15 protein-coding genes are annotated in these 22073 nt (G+C 73.4%); 9 read left to right on the top strand and 6 right to left on the bottom strand.

The genetic code is table 11. The features are described from left to right. The first annotated feature begins 182 nt into the window (after nucleotides 1–182). From WME97_RS05820 to WME97_RS05830, 3 genes are all read left to right on the top strand, one after another. Nucleotides 183–1283, top strand: a complete 1101-nt coding sequence (locus WME97_RS05820; protein WP_437550080.1) for a hypothetical protein — start codon at nucleotides 183–185, stop codon at nucleotides 1281–1283. A gap of 150 nt (nucleotides 1284–1433) precedes the next feature. Next, on the top strand, nucleotides 1434–4106 hold the full coding sequence (locus tag WME97_RS05825) for a HEAT repeat domain-containing protein (RefSeq protein ID WP_437550082.1): 2673 nt from the start codon (nucleotides 1434–1436) through the stop codon (nucleotides 4104–4106). An 85-nt stretch (nucleotides 4107–4191) separates the two neighbouring features. Next, a complete protein-coding gene (locus WME97_RS05830; RefSeq protein ID WP_437550083.1) occupies nucleotides 4192–5256 on the top strand; it encodes a hypothetical protein in 1065 nt (354 codons plus the stop codon). Nucleotides 5257–5298: 42 nt separating this feature from the next. Here the strand turns inward: WME97_RS05830 and WME97_RS05835 are convergent, their stop codons facing one another. Further along, nucleotides 5299–5931 (bottom strand): hypothetical protein, encoded by a 633-nt coding sequence (locus tag WME97_RS05835; protein ID WP_437555322.1) that lies wholly within the window; start codon nucleotides 5929–5931, stop codon nucleotides 5299–5301. Further along, nucleotides 5931–7007 carry an AAA family ATPase gene (locus tag WME97_RS05840; RefSeq protein ID WP_437550085.1) on the bottom strand — a complete coding sequence of 359 codons (1077 nt, stop codon included), beginning with the start codon at nucleotides 7005–7007 and terminating at the stop codon, nucleotides 5931–5933. The genes WME97_RS05835 and WME97_RS05840 overlap by 1 nt, the downstream gene beginning before the upstream one ends. Before the next feature lie 79 nt (nucleotides 7008–7086). Between WME97_RS05840 and WME97_RS05845 the strand changes: the two genes are divergently transcribed. Continuing rightward, nucleotides 7087–7548 carry a hypothetical protein gene (locus WME97_RS05845; protein ID WP_437550087.1) on the top strand — a complete coding sequence of 154 codons (462 nt, stop codon included), beginning with the start codon at nucleotides 7087–7089 and terminating at the stop codon, nucleotides 7546–7548. Here WME97_RS05845 and boxB read toward each other — a convergent pair. Together boxB and boxC are read right to left on the bottom strand one after the other, a co-directional pair. Next, the gene (boxB, locus tag WME97_RS05850; RefSeq protein WP_437550089.1) at nucleotides 7545–8987 is read right to left on the bottom strand and encodes a benzoyl-CoA 2,3-epoxidase subunit BoxB; all 1443 of its coding nucleotides are present in this window, start codon (nucleotides 8985–8987) and stop codon (nucleotides 7545–7547) included. The two genes, WME97_RS05845 and boxB, sit on opposite strands and share 4 nt — an antisense overlap. After that, nucleotides 8984–10735 (bottom strand): 2,3-epoxybenzoyl-CoA dihydrolase, encoded by a 1752-nt coding sequence (gene boxC, locus WME97_RS05855; protein WP_437550090.1) that lies wholly within the window; start codon nucleotides 10733–10735, stop codon nucleotides 8984–8986. Before boxC ends, boxB begins: the two co-directional genes overlap by 4 nt. A gap of 89 nt (nucleotides 10736–10824) precedes the next feature. Between boxC and WME97_RS05860 the strand changes: the two genes are divergently transcribed. Both WME97_RS05860 and WME97_RS05865 read left to right on the top strand, forming a co-directional pair. Beyond that, a complete protein-coding gene (locus WME97_RS05860) occupies nucleotides 10825–11715 on the top strand; it encodes a helix-turn-helix transcriptional regulator (protein ID WP_437550092.1) in 891 nt (296 codons plus the stop codon). Nucleotides 11716–11748: 33 nt separating this feature from the next. Beyond that, on the top strand, nucleotides 11749–13443 hold the full coding sequence (locus WME97_RS05865) for a glycogen synthase (RefSeq protein ID WP_437555324.1): 1695 nt from the start codon (nucleotides 11749–11751) through the stop codon (nucleotides 13441–13443). Between the two features lie 83 nt (nucleotides 13444–13526). Here the strand turns inward: WME97_RS05865 and WME97_RS05870 are convergent, their stop codons facing one another. Continuing rightward, nucleotides 13527–14777 carry a DUF3829 domain-containing protein gene (locus tag WME97_RS05870; protein WP_437550094.1) on the bottom strand — a complete coding sequence of 417 codons (1251 nt, stop codon included), beginning with the start codon at nucleotides 14775–14777 and terminating at the stop codon, nucleotides 13527–13529. A 223-nt stretch (nucleotides 14778–15000) separates the two neighbouring features. Between WME97_RS05870 and WME97_RS05875 the strand changes: the two genes are divergently transcribed. From WME97_RS05875 to recN, 3 genes are all read left to right on the top strand, one after another. Continuing rightward, the gene (locus WME97_RS05875; protein ID WP_437550096.1) at nucleotides 15001–15813 is read left to right on the top strand and encodes a hypothetical protein; all 813 of its coding nucleotides are present in this window, start codon (nucleotides 15001–15003) and stop codon (nucleotides 15811–15813) included. 228 nt (nucleotides 15814–16041) lie between these two features. Beyond that, nucleotides 16042–18474 carry a hypothetical protein gene (locus tag WME97_RS05880; protein WP_437550098.1) on the top strand — a complete coding sequence of 811 codons (2433 nt, stop codon included), beginning with the start codon at nucleotides 16042–16044 and terminating at the stop codon, nucleotides 18472–18474. A gap of 34 nt (nucleotides 18475–18508) precedes the next feature. Then, the gene (recN, locus tag WME97_RS05885; protein ID WP_437550100.1) at nucleotides 18509–20206 is read left to right on the top strand and encodes a DNA repair protein RecN; all 1698 of its coding nucleotides are present in this window, start codon (nucleotides 18509–18511) and stop codon (nucleotides 20204–20206) included. A gap of 160 nt (nucleotides 20207–20366) precedes the next feature. Here recN and WME97_RS05890 read toward each other — a convergent pair whose 3' ends face one another. Beyond that, nucleotides 20367–21899, bottom strand: a complete 1533-nt coding sequence (locus WME97_RS05890; protein WP_437550102.1) for an FAD-dependent thymidylate synthase — start codon at nucleotides 21897–21899, stop codon at nucleotides 20367–20369. Between the last annotated feature and the right edge of the window lie 174 nt (nucleotides 21900–22073).

Here is a 22073-nt window from a genome sequence, read left to right on the forward strand (position 1 = left end):
GCCTGAATGTTCCGCTAGGATGATCCGACCAACGGCAGGGGCGGCTCGGCGTGCCGGGCGGCCCCGCAGTGAGTGCGCCGCCGCGCAGAGCAGGCCGGCGGTTCCAGGGAGACTCGACAGCTGGGGACCGCGCTCGGGCTCGCCGCGCGAGCGGGGCTGCCGGCCTGTGTCGGAGGAAGTGGATGAGAAGCGACGTTCTGGGACTCGGTCTTCTGGCTCTTGGGGGGGTGCTCTGCGTGGGGCTCCCGGGCACGCCGGCCGTCTCCGAGGCGAAGGCAGAGCCCGCCCAGGTGGTGGTGTCGGCCGCGCAGGTGACGGGGGCGGCCGCGCAGGCGACCGCGACGGTCGGCCAGGCGGTGTCGGGGCCGGCGTGCAAGCTGAAGGGGACGGCGCCGGTGCCGAAGGGCGCCCGGCTGCATGACGCGCCGAGCGGCGGCAGGACGCTCGCGAGCTTCACCGGCGCGCTGGTCCCGATGACGCTGAGCGCGATCCCGGCGGATCCGGCGGCGGGCCGCGCGCGGCTGAGCACGTCGGACAGCTCGCCTGCGCTGCGGATCGACGGCTACATCGCGCCCTCGGACGTCGCGGTGTTCACGACGCGCGACATCCCGGTCATCGCCGGGCACGTGTGGATCTCGAGCGCGCAGAAGGTGAAGCTCGTCGCGGCCACGGGCGACTCGCTGCGCGCGGAGCTCTCGATCTCCGGGTCCGAGAGGCAGACGGCGAAGGCCTCGGCCCCCTGCGACGCCTTCGCGCTGCAGCGCGGCGTCTCCACGAAGATGGAGATCCCCGGCAGCGCCCGCGGGTACCTGATGAAGACGTCGACGATCGAGCTCTTCGATCGCCCGGACGGCGACGTGATCTTCACGCTGAGGATGCTGGAGGGGACGGCCCAGCTCTTCTGGAGCACCGAGGCGAAGTCCGGCTTCGTCCACCTGATGTCGCGGGGCGACCTCACGATCGACGCCTGGGCGCGCCTCAAGGATCTCGAGCCGCTGAAGAAGGGCGAGATGATGGACCAGTACATCCCGCCGACGACCGCGGTGGCCGGCGCGCAGCTCGCGCTCGACAAGGCGCCGCCGATCGTGAAGGCGACGAGGGCGATCCCGGTCCGCGCGCGGCGCGACGAGAAGGAGAAGCCGATCGGCGAGATCGAGGCCGGCGCGGAGATCTACCTGCTCGAGACGGTGGCGGGCTGGACCAACGTGCTCCCGAAGGCGCTCGGGATGACGCCACCGGACGAGGGCGGCTTCTGGATCCCCGCCAAGGAGACGCCGAAGTAGCGAGGGCGCGCGGGCCCGCCGTGCGCGGAGGGCCCGCCTGGACGACGCGCCGCAGCACCGGTCCGGGGGGGAGCGGCGCTGTGCTCTAGGCGTCAACTCTCGATCGACTCTCGAGCGGTTTCGCCGCGCCGGGCGACTAGGATGGCGCGCATGTCCAGATCGCCGTTTCGTTTCCGGCGGCCCCGCCTTGGCGCGGCGGCCGGGGTGATCGCAGCCTCCGCGGCCGTCGGTGGCAGCGCCGCCGCGCAGGCCGCGCCCGTGGTGCTCCCTCACGCGGCGGGCCAGCAGGCGCTCGCTGTCCGCATCGATCCGGGCGGGGTCACTGCCCGCGCCTGTCCTGCTGCGGCTGCGTGCGCGCCCGACGGCGGCAAGGTCCTCGCCGTGCCGTCCGAGGTGGCGCCGCTGCTCGGCGGCGCGCGCGTCGTGCCGGTCACCCTGGCGGACGGCAAGCGCCTCGCCAAGATCGAGGTATCGGCCGGGGGAAAGCCGGCGGGCGCCGGCGCGCCGGAAGGCGCGAGCGGCAGCTGGGTGATGCTGCTCGCGGCGCCGCTCGCGGGGAAGGGGGCGGAGCCGCTCGTGCTCTGGAGCGGCTGGACCGGCGTCGCCACAGGGGAGCACGGCGAGGGCCGGAGCGACGCCGTGGTCGTGGAGCCGCTCGGCGGCAGCGGCAGCCGTGTGCTCGTCGGGCAGCTGCGAGACGACGTGACCCTCTGCGGGCGGCCGGCGCTGGTCGGCGCGAGCGAGGTCGATCCCCGGACCATGACGCTCCTGAAGGGGGCCAGCTTCCAGAACCTCTCGGCGGAGGAGCGGCGCGCCGCAGGCAAGGTGGTCGCCGAGCGCCGTGACGCGGACGCGGCGGCGGCCGCCTTCCGGCTGCTGCGCCCGACCGCCGCGTCGAGCGCGGTCGGCAAGCGCTTCGCGGAGATCGCCGACGGCGATCCGAAGACCGCGTGGTCCGAGGGCAAGGCGGGCGCGGGCCGGGGCGAGTTCGTGTCGTTCTCGTCGGCGGACGAGGTCGGGATCACGGGCCTGGGTCTGCGCATCAAGCCGCCCGACGGCGTCGAGGGCGGCGCCGCGCCGCGCACGCTCTTCGTGGCGACGCCCGAACGGCTCTTCCAGGTGAGCCTGCCCGAGGACGCGTGGCTCAAGGAGTCCGCCGGCTACGAGGTGAAGCTCCCCGAGGAGATCAAGGCCTCGTGCATCGCCGTCGTGCTCGACGACGCGTACGCGCCGGCGGGGGCCGGGGGGGGCCGCGGCGCGCCCTCGGCGCCGGAGGTGCGGGTCACGATCGCCGAGGTCACGGCGCGCACGGCGTTCGACGGGCAGGGCCCGGCGGCGCTCGTGGGCGCGCTCGCGGGCGGCGGCGAGCGATCCAGGGCGGCGGCGGCGCTGCTCGCGCGCGGCGGACCGGAGGCGGTCGAGGCGGCGATCGCCGGCTATGACAGGCTCGATTTCGCGGGCAGGCAGCTCGCCCGGGGCGTGATCGACACGGCGCCCTGCGCGATGCAGATCCCGTTCCTCACGGCGCGGCTGGCGTCCGGCGCGGCATCGGCTGCGCAGCCCCCGCCCGGCGCGGCATCCGCGGGGCGCGCGTCCGGGGTTGCATCGGCCGCGCCGGGGCGCGCCGCTCGCGCTGCGCCGCCCGAGCTCGATCCGGAGCTCCACCACGCGCGCGATCGCATCCGCCGTTGCGGGCGCGCGGCCGCGCCGGCGCTCGCGGAGATCGTGAAGGCGGGCGCGGCCGCGGCCAGGGTCGCGGCGGCCCGGGAGCTCGCGCTCGTCGCGCCCGCCGAGGCGATCCCGGCGCTGCTCGACGCCCTCGCCGGGGCGCGCGGCGCGGCGCGGAGGGAGCTCCGGGCCGCGCTCGCGCTGGCGGCGCGGAGCGAGCGGGCCGCTTCCGTGGTCGAGGAAGAGGTGCAGATCGAGCGGCTCCGCGCCCGGCCGGAGGACGCGCAGCTCGATCTGCTGCGCGCGCTCGGGCCGGCGCTCGGGCGGGTGAAGGGCGGCGGGGCGGCGTTCCAGGCGCTCGCTTCGGCGGGCGGCGCGCCCTTCGAGCGGCGTTACCTGCTGCAAGCGCCGGCCGCGGCGCTCGCGCGCGGAGGCGAGGCGCCGGCGGAGGCGTACCTCCGGGCGTCGCTCCGGAAGGACGCGGACGCGCACGTGCGCCTCCGCGCGGCCGAGGTCGCGGCGGACGTGCCGTCGCTCGCGCAGGACCTGCTCGCGGCGGCCTCCGATCCGGACGCGCGCGTGCGCGAGGCGGCGATCGTGGCGCTCGCGCGCGCGGCCGCTGCCGGCGCGAAGCTGCCCGCCGGCGCGGCCGAGGCGCTCGCGGCGCGGCTCGCCTCGGACCCGTGGACGTTCATCCGGGGCGGCGCTGCGCTCGCGATCGGCGCGATGCCGGCGACGACGGCGGGCGACCGGGCGCTCGTCGGGGCGCTCGCCGACAGCTCGCCCGAGGTGCGCCGGCACGCGCTCGACGGCCTCGGCGCGCACCGCGCGACCGCGCACATCGAGGCCGTGCGCGACCGGGCGGAGGACAAGGAGGAGGACATCGAGGTGCGCGCGCGGGCGATCCTCGCGCTCGGGGCGATGTGCGACGCGAGCTCGGTCGATCTGTGGACGCGGCTCGCGCTCCGGGCGAAGGCGCCGATCGGCGAGCACGATCAGCGGCTCGGCTCGGCGGCGCTCGCGGCGCTCGGATCGGTGCACCCGGCGGATCTGCCCGCGCGCCTCAAGCCGCTGCTCGACAAGGACACGCCGCACGGCCTGCGCGAGGCGGCGAGGGCAGCGCTCTCCGCGGCGCCGCAGTGCCGCCGCCGCTGACCGAGAATTGAAGGCCGGCAGGGGGGCGGCAGGCCGCCAGCGATGCCCCTCGCTCTCCGCTCTCCTTCCTCGGCCAACGAAACGCATGCTCAACCTTCACAAGCTGGTTCGGGACGCGCTTCTGGACGACGCCACGCACTCCCGGACCCTGCGAGCTTGCCTCGAGCGGGACGGGGCGCGCGCCTTTCGCTACTTCGACCGGATCCTGCGCAGTCGTGAAGCCTACGCCAGGGTCGGTCTCGATCTCACCGAGTTCTCTTCGCTGCTCCCTCTCGATATCTCCAGCCTGTCGACCCCGCTCCTGGTTTGTCTCGCCATGCAGCGCGACGGCTACCTGCGCCAGCGAGCCGTCTCCGCGCTCGCCGTCCGAGTGGAAGCCATCTCGCTGGCTGGCGTCGCAAACCGGATCGTCGACCCCGTTCCCCAGGTCGCTGAACAGGCGTGCGATGCCTGGGCCTCTCTGCTGGCGTACTCGAGCGTCCAGCACCTCGTTTGGTGCCTCCCGCTCATCGACATGGTCATCAAGACGCCACGGGGCGCGCGCTCCAGTGTTCTGCAAGACGTCGATGGCTTCATGTCCCGCTTCCCGGACCTGGCCGTCGCCGAGCTCGATCTCGCGACCCGTTCGCCAGACCAATCCTTGCGCCTGAGCGCGTTCACTCATCTTGCTCGCTTGTTTCCGGACGAGCTCACCCCGCGCCTCGCTCAAGCCCTCGAAGACGCGAGCCCTCCCGTCCGACGATGGGCAGGACGGACCGCGCTCTCCGTCGTTCCACAACATGAGGTGGAACCTGTTCTTCGGCTGCTCGCAGACAATCGCAGCCCGTCGCTCCGACTCCTGGCATTGCGTGAGTATCGTCGGCGCGCAGACGCCGATCGCATCGAGGCCGCATGCCTCGACGGCAACGCCAATGTACGCTTCTACGCCCGGCGCTACCTCCGCAAGCTCCACAGGAGCGTCGACCACCGCGAGCGCGCGCTCTCGATTCTCACGAGCACCGCCGGCCAAACCGCGCAGCTCATCGGCGCGCTCGCGGTCCTGTCAGAGTTCGGCCGCGAACAGGATCGACCTCTCATCGAGACGTTCGTGAAGGACAAACGCGCAAGGGTCGCCGCCGAAGCAGCTCGCGCGCTTCGACGTCTGGGATAGCCCCTACCGACCATGGCTGTTTCATCGTGAGGACGTCAGCGCTCACCTCACGACGCGCCCTGTCCGCCGCGGCAGCACCGCGCGCGCGCGCGCGAGCCACTCGCCGAGCGACGTGGCGTCCGGAGGGACCGCGTCGAGGTCGGCGTCCTCCGCCACGCGCACCATGGCGGCGCCGTCGCCTGGCATCATGCCCTTCGCAGCGAGCATCGCCTGCGCCCTGAGGGGCGACATCTCCTCGGTCGCCTTCTCCCCGAGCAGCGCGAGGATCCAGCCTCCGAGCGCCGGCGCGGCCACGCCGCCGATCACGTCGGGCGGCGAGGACAGGGCCGACGAGACGCGCCGGATGCCCTCCGCGATCGCCTCGCGGCGCGCCGGATCGCGGTCGATGTCGCGGGCGAACGCGAGGATCTCGCACCCGGCCTCCTGCGCGTCGAGCGCCGCGCCAAGCACGTGGTGCGTGTCCTCGTGGGCCGCGCCGCGCGCCTGGTACTTCCGGATGCTCTTCCACTCGCGGGCGCCGCCGACGACCCATCCGCCCGGCTGGACGCGGGAGAGCAGCGTGACGAGCACGCCGGGGTGCTTGTCCGACTGGTAGGCGGGCGCCCCGGCGCGGCTGCCCAGCTCGCCCTCGCCCTCGCCGACAAGGAAGACCCGGATCCGATCGGGCGCCTTCATCACGGCCGCGGCCCTCCGCCGAGGAGCGGCGCCTCGTCCCCGCCGTTGGCGTAGCTCAGCCAGAGCTCCCCCAGCGCGTACACCCTCGCCCGATCCTCGAAGCCGGGCGTGTCCAGGATGCGCGTTGCCCTCATCCCCCGCTCGCCCGCGCGGGTGACGACCGTGACCTCCTCCGGCTGCAGCTCGTTCACCACGAGCGGGCTGTGCGTCGCGAGGAGGACCTGGGTCTTCTCGGAGACGAGGCGCAGCGCGCGCATCACATCGGCGATGCGCGAGGGGTGCAGCCCGTGCTCGGGCTCCTCGACGAGGAGCAGGGGCGTCGGATCGAGGTGCGGCAGCGCCGCGAAGGCGAGGTAGTACAGCATGCCCTCGCTCATCAGCGACGCCGGCACCACGGCGCCGCCCTCGAGCTTCACGCCGATGGCCTTCGTCGTGGAGCTCGGGTTGGCGAGGTGGAGGCTCTTCACGCTGGGGAACAGGCGGGTGAGCTCCTGGTTCAGATCGACGTACGCCGACAGGTCGCGGCTGATGACGGCGTCGTAGACGGCCGGCAGGCCCGTGCCGCGCTCGTCGGCGAAGCAGAGCGGGTGCCCGTCGGGGATGAGCGGGTGCGGGGCCCTCAGCGCGTCGGGATCGAGGCGGAGCATCTGGGCCCCGCGCAGCGCCTGGACGATGTCCAGCGCAGGGCGCTCCGGGCTGGGCGCGCCGCCCGCGTCGTCGTCCCCGTCTGCGTCGTCGAGCAGGGAAGGGGGCTCGAGATCCCTGGGGAACGACATGGACCGGACTCGCCCCCCGGCGTCGAGCTCCACGCGCCACGTCGTGCTCGCCGCCGACACCTCGAACACGGCGCCGTCCGGGGCCCTGCTCGTGGGGCCGGCGCGCCCGAGCGTGTCCAGCGACGGCGCCCCGAGCGCCCGCTCGAGGACGGAGGAGAGCGTGCGGAGCGCCCGCAGCACCGTGCTCTTGCCGCTGTCGTTGGGCCCGATGAGCGCATGCAGCGGCGTCAGCTCCAGGGTCGCGTCCTGGACGCAGCCGTAGCCCTGGATGCGGAGCTGCTCGACGTAGGGTCGGTCCATCGAGATTGACGCCAGCATAGCCGCTCGCTCGGCAGCAAGGAACTTGGCCCGTCCTCGCCAGCCCCTCTACGCCGCGGTCATGCGCCGCCTCCCGTCGATCGCGCTCGTCGCCCTCATCGCGCTCGCCGTCCCCGTGGCCAGCGGCCTCGGCGAGCGGCACGCCAGCGCCAGCGTCGCCTATGAGTCGCCTTACACCTTCGAGCAGACCTTCGGTACGGCGCTGCGCCTCGTGCGCGTCGATCTCGGCTTCAAGATCGTCGAGAAGGACGTCTCCAATGGCTATCTGCTCTTCGAGTACCGGAGCCCGGAGAGCGGCGGCAGGGTGACGCAGGGGGCGATCGAGGTCGTGGACGGCCGCGCCGGGGTGCACGTCGCCGTGCAGCTCCCGGCGATGCCGCAGTACCACGAGCAGGTGCTCCTCGACGGGCTCGTGAAGAAGCTCACCGACGAGCACGGCGACCCGCCGAAGAAGGCGCCCGCGGGCGGGGGCGCACCTCCCCCTGACGCGGGCGCGCCTTCGCCCGACGCGGGCGCGCCCTAGCCGCGCCGCACGTACTCGAAGTCGACGGGCTTGCCCTTGAGCCCCTTCGTCGGCGCCGCGATCCAGTTCGCCATCTGCTTCGGATCGAACACCGGCTTCTCCATCAGGCTCCGCACGTAGGCCTCGTCGCTCGCGGTCGGCAGCCACGCGTCGCGCCGGCGCTCCCACGCCTCCTTCGAGAGGGGGTTGCCGTCGACGTCGAAGTGGAGCCCCGCGTAGATCCCCGAGCTCCGGTGGAAGCGCCGGCTCGGCAGGCTCAGCTTGAACGACACGCCGGACGCCTCGATCACCCGGTTCATCTTGTCGATACCGCGCTGCGAGTCGGCCACGTACTCGTCGCGCAGCACCTCGTTCATCGCGTTCCTGAGCGGCACCTCCTCGCGCCGCCAGCCGGTCACCGCGCCCCCTCCGGCGGCGGGCACGTGCGGTACATCGATCACGTAGACGCCGTCGAGCGCCCGGTGGTCGTCGTACGACGCCTCCTTCGCGCGGCCCTTCACGCTCGAGGCGAAGAACGACGCCGCGTTCGACGAGATCTCCCCGCCGAAGAGGTCCAGCGACAGCGAGTACCAGAGGTTCAGGTACTTCTGCATCGTCGGTAGATCGACGCCGCCCTCGGCGCGCGCGTCCTCGTTCGCGTTGCGCTTCATCAGCTCGCACGTGCGCTCGACGATGCGGAGCAGGCCCGTCTCGCCGACGAACATGTGGTGCGCCTCCTCGGTCAGCATGAACCGCGTCGTGCGCGACAGCGGATCGAAGCCGCTCTCCGCGAGCGCGAGCAGCTGGTACTTGCCGTCGCGATCCGTGAAGTAGGTGAACATGAAGAACGAGAGCCAGTTCGTGCACGGCTCGTTGAAGGCGCCCAGGATCCGCGGCTTGTCCGGGTCGCCGCTGCGCCGCTCCAGGAGCGCCTCCGCCTCCTCCCGGCCGTCGCGGCCGAAGTGGCTGTGCAGGAGGTACACCATCGCCCAGAGGTGCCGCCCCTCCTCGACGTTCACCTGGAACAGGTTCCGCAGGTCGTAGACGCTCGGGCAGCTCTGGCCGAGCAGCCGCTGCTGCTCCACGCTCGCGGGCTCGGTGTCTCCCTGCGTCACCACCAGCCGCCGCAGCATGTTCCGGAGCTCCCCCGGCACCTCTTGCCACGCCGGCTCGCCCAGGTGGTCGCCGAAGCCGATCGTCCGGTCCGCCACCTGATCCGCGAGGAAGATGCCCCAGCGGTACTCCGGCATCTTCACGTAGTCGAAATGCGCCCACCCCTCGTGATCGACGCTGATCGCCGTGCGCAGGTAGATGTCGTCCGCCTGGAAGCCCTCGGGCCCCGCCTCCCGCCACCAGTCCAGGAACTTCGGCTGCCACGCCTCGAGGGCGCGCTGCAGCTTCCTGTCCGACGCGAGATCGACGTTGTTCGGGATCCTCTCCGAGTTGACGACCGCGCTCATGTCCGCCTCCAGTCGAATTCGGGGCGCTCCGGCCGCCCGTACACCGTCAGCGCTCCCCGCTGGCCCACCGCGTTGGGGCGCTGGAAGATCCAGTTCTGCCAGGCCGACAGCCGCGAAAAGATCTTCGTCTCCATCGTCTCGGGCCCGCAGAAGCGCAGGCTCGCCTCCATCCCGGTGAGCGCGTCGGGCGACAGGCTCACCCGCTCCTCGATCGCGAGCCGCACCTCGTCGTCCCAGTCCATCGCGTCCGGCGCGAAGGTGCAGAGGCCCTCCTCCAGCGCCTCCTCGGCGGACAGGAGGCCCGTCTTCTCCTTCAGCGCGGCCACGCGCTCCGGCGCGCCGAGGAAGCGTGACGCGAGCCGCGTCAGGCCGTTCGACATGACGAGCGGACCGAAGTTCAGCGAGCTCAGCGCAATCGACGCGGGCGACGCGGGCGCCCCTGCCTGCCCCTCGTCCCCTCCGCCGGCCAGCATGTAGGAGCGGTCCGCCGCGAGGGCGAGCTCGAACAGGCTCCCCGCGAAGCAGGAGCCCGGCTCGATCAGCGCGAACACGCTGCGCGCCGTGAGGTCGAGCCGCTTGAGCACGCGCCGCATGTGGAGCAGCACCTCCTTCACGAACCAGTCGTCGCGGCTCGCCCACAGCGCCTCGTCCGCGGCCCGCACCGCGGCGGGAGAGCCGGACGTCCGCAGGAGCACGAGGCCCACCGTCGGGTGGTTGAAGCGGAGGTCGAGCAGCGCGTCGTCCAGCTCGCGGAACGCGCGGAGCGCCCACAGGTCCGCGCCCGCCCGGCGCATCCCGGCGGCGTCGGTCGACACTTCGCCTTCCGGCCCGAGCACGCGGATCTCCGCGGTCCTCGCGGCGCGGTCCACCTTCATCGACACGTGGCGGTAGTCGCAGGTGGACACGTCGCCCGCCGTGGCGCGCCGCGCCTCGAGCGGCGAGAGCCTCACCCCGGGCCCCGCCCTGTCCGGCGTCGCCGCCGCGAGCTCGGCGGCGCGCTGGGCCACCGCCTGCTCGAAGCGGCTCTTCGGGATCGATCGATCGACGAGGCCCCACTGCTCCGCGCGCTTGCCGCGCACCCCTTCGGCCAGCGTCGAGAACACGTCCGCGAGATCGCGCCGCACCTTGCGCTTGTCCACGAGCCGCGTGAGCCCCCCGGTCCCCGGGAGCACGGCGAGCAGCGGCGTCTCCGGGAACGAGACGGCGCTGCTCCCGTCGTCGGCGAGGAGGATCTCCTCGCACGCGAGCGCGAGCTCGTAGCCGCCGCCCGAGGCGACGCCGTTCAGCGCCGCGAGGTAGCGCTGCCCGCTCTCGGAGCACGCCTCCTCGAGCGCGAGGCGCGTCTCGTTCGTGAACTTGCAGAAGTTGACCTTGAACGCGTGCGTCGACGACCCGAGCATGTAGATGTTCGCGCCGGCGCAGAAGATCCGCGGCTGCGCGCTCGTCACGACGACCGCCTTCACCTCGGGGTGCTCGAAGCGCAGCCGCTGCACGATGTCGGCGAGCTCGATGTCGACCGCGATGTCGTAGCTGTTGAGCTTCAGCTGGTAGCCGGGCCGCGCCGCCGCGTCCTCGTCGACGTCCATCGCCACGCGCGCGATCGCCCCCTCGAACGAGAGCTTCCAGTGCCTGTAACGGCCCGGCTCCGTCTCGAAGCGGAGGGGCGCGTCCTCGCCGGACGCGCCGTCTTCCCGGGCCCTGGTCTGCGGCGCCGGCGCCGCGGAAGGAGGAGAGGTGGTCGCTTCCATACCCGACGAGCCCACCACCGCGCCGGGGTTCAGTCAAGCAGTATAGTTCTTGTTGGACCGGCTTTCATGAAATATAGTGCATCGACGAGATGGTGTCCCGTCAGACATCGCGCAAGGCGCGCGCAGGCCAGGGGCCGGAGGCCGGCGCGGCGGGCGTCGCGGACGGCGCGCCGCCGCTCCTCGCGCACCTCGGCGGTCGGCTCCGGCAGCGGCGGACGGAGCTCGCGCTCACCTTGCGGGAGCTCGCCGAGCTCGCCGGCGTGAGCGAGCGCTTCCTTGTGCTGCTCGAGAGCGGGCGGGCGAACGTCTCCGTGGTGCGGCTCGAGGACATCGGCCGCGCGCTGGGCACCTCGGCCGCCGCGCTGCTCTCGGCGGGCGAGCTCGGCGAGGAGGCGCCTCTGCGCGGCCGGTCGGCCGGCGAGGACGGGGGAGGGGCGGGCGAGCCCCTCGTCGCGCTGCTCGGCCTGCGCGGGGCCGGCAAGACAACGATCGGCGGCCGCGCCGCGGCGCGGCTCGGCGTGCCCTTCCTCGAGCTCGACGCCCTCGTGGCCGCGCGCGCGGGGATGAGCCTCGCCGCCCTGTTCGAGATCCATGGAAACGCCTACTACCGGCGGCTGGAGCGCGAGGAGCTCGCGCGGCTCGAAGGCGCGCGCGCCCACGGGATCGTGGCCACGGGCGGCGGCCTGGTGACCGATCCGGCGACCTTCGAGCGACTGAGGCGCTGCGCGGTGACGGTGTGGCTCCGGGCGACGCCCGAGGACCATTGGCGCCGCGTGGTCGAGCAGGGGGACGCGCGGCCCATGGCCAACCGGGCCGACGCCATGAAGGAGCTCAGGGCGCTCTTCCAGGCGCGGCGCGCGCTCTATGAGCAGGCCGACTTCGCGGTGGACACGTCGGCGCTCGGTCTCGCGCGCTCTGTCGATCGCGTGGTCAAGATCGCGCGTGAAGCTGGTAGAAGGAACGCGACGCGCTCGCCTTGAGTCGGGGGCGCGCTCCCCCTCCTTCCCATGTCCATGCCGCGCCTCAAAATTCTCTTCGTGGTGTCCGAGTGCGTCCCCTTCAGCAAGACAGGTGGTCTAGCCGACGTGGCGGGCGCGCTGCCGATCGCGCTCGCCGCGGCCGGTCACGACGTGCGCGTCGTGATGCCGGCCTACCGTGTCGCCAAGCGCTACCTCGCCCGCCAGATCGCGCTCACCGAGCAGCAGCCCGCGGGCAGCGAGGCCGTCGCCGCGCCGGCCGTCGCCGCGGCGGCCGCCGGCAGCGGGCTCGCCGCCTCGGCGGCCGACGCCGCCCCATCGGCCGACACCGCCCCGTCGGCTGGCGCTGCCCCGGCGACCGATGCCGCCCCGTCGGCCGACGCGACCCAAGCCGGAGACGGCGAGCCCCCGGCGGAGCGCTTCGTGCCGCACCGGCTGCCGATCTCGCTCGGCGTGCCCCTCGGCGGCGGCGAGGCGTGGACCGCCGTCTGGGAGACGCGCCTCGACCCCGGGGCGCCCGGCGCACCTGCGCCCCGCGTGTACCTGCTCGAGCACGACGTGCTCTACGATCGCGACGGCATCTACGGCGACGCGCACGGCGAGTTCGGCGACAACCTCGCCCGCTACGCGCTCCTGTCCCGCGGCGCGCTGCAGCTCTGCCACGCGCTCGAGTTCTGGCCGGACATCGTCCACGTCCACGACTGGCAGTCGGCGCTCGTCCCGCTCTACCTCAACGTCCTCGAGCACCGGTCGCCGCTCGCCCGCGCCGCGTCCGTGCTGACGATCCACAACCTCGGCTACCAGGGCTGGTTCAACAAGGGACAGCTCCCCACGACCGGGCTCGGGTGGGATCAGTTCCACAGGTTCTGCCTGGAGGCGTACGACAGCATCAACCTGCTCAAGGGCGGCATCTACAACGCCACGCTCGTCTCCACGGTCTCCCCCAGGTACGCGCAGGAGATCCAGACGTGGGAGGGCGGTGAGGGGCTCGACGGCGTGCTGCGGGATCGCGGCACCGATGTGATCGGGATCCTCAACGGCATCGACGACTCCATCTGGAACCCCGCGACCGATCCCCACATCGCGGCGCCGTTCTCCGCCGAGGATCTTGGCGGCAAGCGCCTCTGCAAGGCGGCGCTCCAGCGAGAGATGGGGCTCGAGGAGCGCCCCGACGTCCCGCTGCTCGGGCTCATCAGCCGCCTGGCGACCCAGAAGGGGATCGACATCCTCGCGGGCGCGCTCGACCACATCCTCTCGCTCGACGTCCAGCTCATCGTTCTGGGCTCCGGCGAGCGCTGGGCCGAGGACCTCTTCTCGCGGATCTCCGGCGCGAGCGACCGCTTCCGCGTCTACGTCGGCATGAACGAGGGGCTCGCCCACCGCATCGAGGCGGGCGCCGACCTCTTCCTGATGCCGTCGCGCTACGAGCCCTGCGGGCTGAACCAGATGTACAGCCAGCGCTACGGGACGCTGCCGGTCGTGCGCGCCGTCGGCGGCCTCGACGACACGGTCGAGAACAACGTCACGGGCTTCAAGTTCGAGGAGATGTCGTCGAGCGCGCTCGGGAACACCGTCGCGTGGGCGGTGCACCTCTACCGCGCCGACCCGGCCTACTTCCGGTCGATGCAGCTGCGGGCGATGAAGAAGAACTTCGGCTGGGCGCAAGCCGCGCGGCAGTACGAGGCCCTCTACCGCCTCGCGATCGCCCGCCGGACCGGCCGCCCCTTCTGACTGCGCCCGCGCCCCCGGAGGAGGCGCGGCGCGATCGGCACGTGGGCGGGCGCGCCTCCCTCGCGGGGAGCGCGCCCGGGCGGTCACTCCTTCTCGGGCTCGGGGGCGGCGGGCGCGGCGGGTGCGGCCGGCTGCGCGGTCCCGGCGGCCTCGCGCGTCGCCGCCTGGCTCTTCGCCATGAGCGAGCGGGAGAGCGCGCGGTGCTTCCCCTCGATCACCGACACGAAGCTCGTGACGACCGGCAGGAACAGGGCAGGGGAGGTGATCCCCTTGTCCGTCAGCTTGGGCTCGGCCGCCTTCACGTCGCGGATGAAGCCGGCGAGCGCGGGCTCCATGATCTTGGCCCATGGGTCGGTCTGGTGGGTCGAGCCGTACGTCTTGAGCGCGGCCGCGGACGTCTCCAGCTTCTGGAGCGCCGCCTTCTCCGCCGCCGGATCGACGTTCTTGCTGGCGAGGATCAGCATGAGCGCGCGCGCGTCCTCGAGGGCCGTGATCGCCTCCTTCTGGCCCTCTTCCGCCTTCGCGAGGTCGGGCAGGTGCGACGCGTGCCACGCGGACACCGCGAGGCCGAGCTTGTCGGAGTGCGCGTCGAGCTTCTGGAAGTCGGCGAGGAGCTTCGTGTGGAGCTCCTTGCCCTTCGCGAAGCTGTCCTTCTTGTACTCCTCGCGCTGGTAGTAGTTGGCCGCCGCGGCGATGTTCTTCGCCAGCTCGGTCGCGAACGGCGCGTACTCGGCGAGCGCGGCGTCGACGTCCGCCATGGCCGGCTCCTTGAGGCTGAGGGCGACGGTGCAGGCGCGCGCGTTGCGCTCGTGCGGCGCGCGCGCGCTGAAGTTGATCGGCCGGCGCTCGTCCGGCTTGCCAGGCGGGGTCGGCGCGCCCTTGGCGGCGGGGGCGCTGGTGCCGCCCGGCGCGGCGGCGGCGCCGGGCAGGCCGGTCGTCTTCGGCGCGGCGGCGGCGCCGGGCGCGGGCGGCTTCGCGGGGAGCGCGCCCTTCGCGGCGTCTCCGGCCTTCGCCTGATCGTCGTTGCCGAAGCTCGGGATCTTCTTCTCGCTGGGCTCATCCTTGCCGAGGCTCGCGAGGTACGCGTCGCGGGCCTGCTTCAGCGAGAGCGTCCCGAAGTAGCAGACGTCGACGCGGTACTCCTTCATCGACTGCGGGTCGACCTTCGCCATCGGCGACACGGGCGTCCGCAGGCTCGCCTTTCCCTTGTTCGTGTTCGCCGCCGCGGAGCTTGCCGGCTCCGGCTGGGGAGGGGGCGGGTCCTCCTTGCAGCCGGCGGCACCGCTGGCGACGAGCACGAGCGCGATAGAACAGAGAGACCTGACGGAAATCATTCGGTGTGCCTCCTCGGCTGGCGCAGGAACGGGCGCATCATGCCTAAGCCGGCGGCGCTTGCAACACCCGGCCAGGGGCGAGAACTTGCGGCCCTGGTCGGGAAAACCCCGCCCTCGGCACAAAACACGTGACGCCGCCCGGTTCTTCCAGGCCTCCGCCGGGGCTGTCCTTCCCCGGCCTCCGCTGTGGCTGACGAAACGTTCCGGGTCTAATGTCCGCCGCGTGAAGCTGCGAACCTTGACCCTGGACGAGCTGACCATCGACGACGAGCGCTCCTTCCGGCACGTCGCGCTCTACGACGATCTGAAGCAGGCACTCCGGCGCGACGGGTACCGCTTTCGCGTGCCCGAGGGCGATACGAGCTGGGATCGCGTCGTCTTCTTGAACCTGACGTTCTGGAGCCAGAGCGAGCAAGGCGACCTGATCGCCGGCGACCACCTCGCCGCCGACGTCGTCGCGCACGTCGCGTGGCACCACCTCGCCCACCGCGCGCTCACGGCCGCGGGCGCCGGCGCTCCGCCCAGCGCTGAGTCGCTCCTGCTCGCCGAGGCCATCGCCAGCGCGTTCGATCTGTACCTCGTCGGGCGCCTCCTTGGGCATGCCCCCAGCTCCGACTTCCTGGCCACGCAGGTGCCGGCGATGGCCGAGGCGGCCGAGGCGGCTGGCCTCTCCGACGCCGGGTTCGAGGCGCTCCTGGAGAGCGTGGCCGGGAACCCGGAGCGCGCCTTCGAGGACCTCCGCGCCCTGCTCTTCGACGTCACGACGGCGCTCGTGCGCTGCGATCGCCTGAGCCGCGCCGCGGAGATCCTCGCTGGCTTCGACGCCCACCGGTTCGCGCCGCTCCTCCACCACTACGAGCTGTCGAACTGGATCCTGTCGACCCGAGCTTCCGGGTCAGCCCCCGCCCCCGATCCGGTCGCGCGCGCCGTCGACACGGCGCTGCGGAGCGCGCCGGTCTCGCTGGACTGGTTGGAGCAACGCTGGGTACGCCCGCCCGCGCCCCTGCCGGCGCCCGCCGGCGAGCCCTCCGCCTAGGCGAATCCAGCGGGATCCGGCGGAATCCCGCGGCGCGGAGCCGGGCGGAGCGGGCGAGCCCGAGGACGACCGCCCTGGTCAGCTGTGAAGAAGATTGCGCGTGCTGGCGAGCTGCGCGATTCTCTTCTCAAGGTGCAACTCGCCTGCTCTCTCTGCAGGACCTACGTGGAGATCGGTGTAGGACGCGAGATGCGTCCGTCCTTGCCGTTTGTCTGCAAGACGTGTCGCATGAAGAGCAAGCAGTCCGCTTCCGAGAGGGGTGAGCCACGGTCTTCCCCCTCGGGCGTTCCGAGCTCCGCGAGCGGACGCGACCGGCGAGAGCCATCGAGCGAGCCGGAGCGCGCGAAGCCGTCCTCCGGGCGCCGCTCGGAGAGGGGGGCCGGGCTCTCGAGCGATGTGCTGGACGCCGAGACGACGCTCCCGGGCGCTGGCATCCAGCACCGGCTGGAGCCCGCAGGCGACGCGGAGCGGCGCGCGGCGCCGGCGGCGGCCGGAACCAGGCGAGGGCTCACGCTCGCGGAGCGGATCGCGCAGCAGGAGCTGGACGCCGCGCCTGAGTCCAGCCCGAGGGCGCTGGATGCGTTCTACGCGGCGGCCGAGGCCTCGCTCGAGCACGCCGTCGTGACGCCGGACGGCGGGCTGGGGCGGCGCGAGGTCCCGGCGCGGCATCGGACGTTCGCCGGCCTCTCCTGGGACGACGCGCCCCGCGGCGGCGCGGCGCCGACCAGGAGCCCGTCCGCGCTCCCTCCCGCCGACTCGGATCCCGTCTCGATCCAGGACCTCGCGCAGATGCTCTCCCCGGGCGTCGAGCCGCCCTCGCTCTCGTTCGGCTCGCACGCCGTCGAGGAGGAGCGCGCGAGCCAGCCCGCGCCCGCGCCCGAACCCGCGGCCGTGCCCCGCGCGACCCCGCGCACGCCGGTCCCGGCGCGACCGCCGGCGCGGCGCGAGCAGCGCACCACGGCGCCGGTGGCGCGGCCCCGGGCCGCTGCTGTCCCGCGCGCAGGCGGCTCCGCGCGGCCTGTCGCGCCGCCGTCGGAGATGCCGCCGGCGCCGCTCTCCGAGATACCGTCGGCGCCGCTGTCCATCGACGAGGGCCGGCCGTCGTCGCACCGCTCGTCGCCCGAGCTCCGGCTCCAGGACGTGCAGGCGATGGCGGCGCTCGCCCCGCAGCCCATGCCGTCCGCGCGGCGCGCCCGGTCCGGTCCGAGCGCCGCGCAGCACGCCGAGGCCTCTCCGGCGGACCTCGCCTTGCTGGGTTCGCTCGCCCCGTCGCCGGCCGCGGGCCCGCCGCGCGTCGCCGAGGAGCAGCGGCGAGACCGCGCCAGGTCCAAGCCGGCCGAGGCGCAGGGCGCCGCGGGAGAGCCGCGGGACCAGGGGAGCGACGAGCGGCCGTCGCACGAGCCGCTCGCGCTCACGAACCTCTCCCCGCGCTCGACCCCCCACGCGGCGGGCGGCGGGCCCGGCCAGACCGAGCCTCGCGGGCGCGCCGAGCGCAAGGAGACCTCGGGCCTGATCGACCTGCGCAGCATGGCGCCGCCGCCCGGCGAGGAGGGCGAGGCGCGCCGCAACGAGGACCGGGCCGATCACGAGATCCTGAGCATCAACAGCGGGCTGTTCGATGACGCCGCCGCCGGGCGGAGCTCGGACTCCTCGTTCCCCTCGCAGCCCGTCGAGCCCGAGCTCCTGGCCGTCGAGGGACACACGTCCTCCGGGGAAGAGACGCCGGTGCGCACCTCGATCACGGCCGGCTCCCTCGTGTCCGAGAAGCTGCGCTCCCTCTCGACGCCGGCATCGCGGCAGAACATGGCGCTCGCCGGCTGGGTGACCGTCGTCTTCATCGTGTTCGGCGCTGCGCTCTACCTCGCGCAGGCTCACGGCCGCTCGTCCAGCGCCGTGGCGACCCAGGGCGCGCCCGCAGGCAGCGGCGCGCTCGTTGCGGCGCCGCCCGAGGTGCCGCCTCCGTCGTCCGCCGCGTCGGCGCCCGCTGGCCAGACCGCCGACCGGGAGCCGTCCCTGGACGACGAGCCGGTCGCGGAGCCGCCGGCCGCCGCTCCCGGCCCTGCGGAGCAGGCGCTGGCCGCCTCCGCCAGCCCTGCCGGCGAGCCAGCCGCACCGCCGCAGCCCGTGCAGACAGGGGCTGCTCCTGGGGCCGCACCCGAGCCGACCGCCGCGCCGGCGTCGAGCGCCGCGCCAGCAGCGACCGCCGCGCCGGCGGTGAGCCCCGCGGCAGCGGCGACCGCTGCACCGGCGGCGACCGCCGCGCCGCAAGCCAGCCAGAAGCCTGATGTACCCGAGCGCCCTGCCCGGGCCGCGGCGCCGAGCGAGCCAGAGCGCGCCAAGCCGGCGGGCAAGCAGCCGCCGCCGGCGCCGCTCCTTCCGGCGAAGGACGAGCCAGCGCGCTTCGATCAGAGCGCCGCGTCCGCCGTCCTCGCGTCCGCGGCGGCGGCGGCCGCCGGGTGCACCGGCGAGGGCCTCACCGGCACGGCCCGCGTGGCCGTCACCTTCGCCCCCACGGGGAAGGCCATGTCGGCACGCGTGGAGGGGGGCGACCTGGTCGGGACCGCCACCGCCGGGTGCATCGCCGGCGCATTCCGCGACGTCGCGGTGCCGCCTTTCGAGGGAATTCCGGTCACCGTCATGAAGCAGGTGAAGATCCGCTGACGACGGGTCGAAAGCTTTCTATCCTCCCGCCGCTGTGCTGGTCGCGCTTCGGGTCAAGAACTTCATCCTGATGGACGCCCTCGAGCTCCGGCTCGAGCCCGGGTTCAACGTGCTCACCGGCGAGACGGGCGCGGGCAAGTCCATCGTCGTGGGCGCGCTCTCGCTGGTCCTCGGCGGCCGCGCGAGCGCCGAGCAGGTCCGCCCCGGCGCGGACGAGGCCGAGATCGAGGCGCTCTTCGACGTGCGCGGCTCCGATCGCGCGATGGCGATGCTCGACGCCGCCGGCATCGCGAGCGAGGGCGAGCTCGTGGTCCGCCGCGTGGTCCAGGCGACCGGCCGCTCGCGCGCCTACCTGAACGGCCGTCTCTGCACCGCGGGCGAGCTCCAGGCGCTCGCCCCGGAGCTCGCCGACGTCGCCTCGCAGCACGAGAGCGTCGCGCTGACCGATCCGTCGACGCACCTCGGCTACCTCGATCGCTTCGGCCGCCTCGTGCCTGCGCGCAGCGAGCTCGCGGCGGACGTCAGCGCGCTCGAGGCGCTCACCGCCGAGCTCAGGGCCGCCCGCGAGCTCGAGCGCGGCCGCGGCGAGCGCGAGGCGTTCCTCTCCTTCCAGCTCCAGGCCATCGACGCGCTGTCGCCGCGCCCCGGCGAGCTCGCCGATCTCGCGGCCGAGCGCAACCGGCTCCGCCACGCGGGCCGCCTGCACGACATCACGCGGCGCGCCGCGTCCCGCCTCGATCAAGGGGACGACGCGATGTGCGACGAGCTCGCGCGCCTCGCCTCGGAGCTCCGGGCGGCGGCGGAGATCGATCCCGCGCTCGACGATGTGGCCCGCGCGGTCGACGGCTGCTGGACGGAGCTCAGCGAGGCGGCCCGCCAGATCGCCCGTTATGCCGAGCGCGCGGAGGCCGACCCGGATCGCCTCTCCGAGATCGAGGATCGCATGTACCGCCTCGAGGGCCTGCTGCGGCAGCACGGCCCCACGCTCGACGACGTGCTCGCCGCGCGGGCGCGCCTCGCGGCCGAGCTGGAGCGCCTCTCGGGGGTCGAGAGCCACGTCGCGGAGCTCGAGCGGCGGCGCGACGCCTTGCTCGTCGTCGCCGCCGAGCGCGCCCGCAAGCTCTCGGCGAAGCGGCGGAAGGCCGGCGAGAAGCTCGGCGCCGCGATCTCCTCGGAGCTCGCCGATCTCGGCATGGGCGGGGCACGGGTCGTCGTGGACATCGAGCCGCACGGCGGCGACCGCGCCGAGCTGGTCGTCGACGGCGCCCGCCTCGGCCAGGACGGGATCGACCGCGTCGAGTTCCTCATCTCGCCCAACAAGGGCATCGAGCCTCGCCCCCTGCGCCGCATCGCCTCGGGCGGCGAGCTCTCGCGCGCCCTGCTCGCCCTGAAGCGGGTGCTCGCGGAGTGCGGGCCCGCCGGGCTCTACGTCTTCGACGAGGTCGACAGCGGCGTCGGCGGCGCCGTCGCCGACAAGATCGGGCGCGCGATCGGCGACGTGGCGCGCCACCACCAGGTGCTCTGCATCACCCACCTCGCGCCCATCGCGGCGTTCGCCGGCGCTCACTTCGTCGTCGCCAAGGAGAACGCGGGCGGCATCGCCAAGAGCTCGGTCACGCGCGTCGACAAGAAGGACCGCATCGCCGAGGTGGCGCGGATGCTGTCGGGGGCGAAGGTCACCGGCGCGTCGCTCCGGGCGGCAACGGAGCTCATCGAAGCGGCACGCCTTTGAGCGGCGGTCACCCGCTTCGGATACGGGCCCATCTCGACGTTTTCGGTGCTCAGCGCACCGGAGTGCGCTTGCGCGCCGAAAACGCCGATCTGGGCCCGTCTCCTGTGCGGGTGACCACCGCTCTGCGACGGCCTAGCCGAGGCGGGGCGCGTGGGGCGGATCAGCTCCGCGCGAGCGCGTAGTCGTTCAGATCGACGCGGATCAGGTCCTTCAGCCAGGGGTGCACCGTGATCGCGGTGCGGTAGAGCCCCTGGGCCATGCGCCGGTAGCTCGTGTGCCCCTGCTTCGCCGAGCGGAGCTCGATGACGTGGAAGAGCTCGCGCAGGTTCAGCGTCCAGAGGGTCCTCACGCGGAAGCCGAGGGGCACCGCGTACTGCGCCTCGAGGGGGTAGCGCTCCTCCATCGCGTTCCACACGTCGCGCGCGGCGAGCATCGCGTCCTGATACGTCTCGGCGTGGCCGAGATCCGAGAGGGTCTGCGGCGTCTCGAAGCCGAGCCGGCAGGTGAGCCGCTGCGTCGCCGGCGTCAGCATCCTGTGGCGCTGCAGGTCGCGGTAGGCGCCGTAGTCGAGCATCAGCTCGAAGGTCATCGTCGACGCCTCGAACGCGCGCGGCGGCGCGTCGTACGGGCCGCGCTTCTCGCACGCGGCCTTCGCGATCCCGATGAGCTCCGGCAACGTCGCGCGGTGGAGCGCGTCGCCCAGGTTGTAGGCGTGCACGCCCGGATCGCTGCCGTCGTACGCGAGCGCGAGCGCGACGCGCTCCAGCGCGTCCTTGTCGTAGCGCACCAGCCGGACAGGCTGGTTGATCACCATCGTCGCGCTCACGCCCTCCTCCGGCGGCGTGTAGACCCGCTTCATCGCCGCGGCGACGGAGGCCTGCAGCGTCTGCCGGAGCTCGTTCGGCGCGGCGTACTTCACGAGCGTCGGGGTCACGGCCAGCGCCGCCGTGTGCATGTCGCGGGCGACCCTGCGCACCTCCTCGAGCGGATGCGACAGCATCTTCGTGAGCAGGACCTCGAGCGCCCTCGCGTTCGCGGTGAGGCCGATGTTCGTCCGCGTCCCCGCCGGCAGGAGGCCGCGCAGGAGATCGCACGCCTGCGCGCGCAGCGCCCCCTTGTAGGCGGCGTCCGACATCTTCTCGGGCTTCGGCGAGCGCGCGCCGAGCTGCTCGGTCACCCTGGGAACGAGGTCGAGGTAGGTGGTGAAGAGCCGCTCGCTCGAGGCCTTGTATTTGGCGGCGTGCTCGGCGTCGAGCTCCGGCAGGTCGACGAACGAGTGCTGATCGAAGACCACGTAGCGCGTGCTCTTCTCCGTGTACGAGCCGAGCCGCAGATCCTCGATCACCTTGGACGCGACGATGCTGACGTTCTCGATCGCGAGGTGAACCACGGCGTGCTCGGCGACCGACGCGTGGCCGTAGCCCACGACCCATTTCTCGTGGAAGCTCCGCGCCTTGTCCGACGCGAACGCGAGGCCCCGGCGCGGCCGGCCGTCGGCCTCCGGGGCGACGTCGAGCTCCTCGTCGCCGAGCAGGCGCGCCAGGTTGGTGCGCAGATCGTCCCGGCTGCGCGAGTAGTACGCGAACAGGACGGCGATGACTTCTTCCGGCAGACCCGACAGCGAGAAGACGTCGGCCGTCGGGCTCGACACATACGGCGCGATTCGGGCACGCGACGCTTCGTCCAAGGCCATGCCCCTGCTTCTACTCCCAATCGCAGGCCGGACGGTCGACAAAACTCGGTTTCCGATCGACAGATCCGGGCCACGTCGGCGCACCGCCGCGCAGGCCCTCGCGGCCGGGGCTGGCCGGCGTGCGCGGTCCGGGCGTGGTGAGCGTCGTCGGCGTTGTTGGCGTCGTGCGCGTCG

The organism is Sorangium sp. So ce367, assembly GCF_051520455.1.
Taxonomy (GTDB): domain Bacteria; phylum Myxococcota_A; class Polyangia; order Polyangiales; family Polyangiaceae; genus Sorangium; species Sorangium cellulosum_B.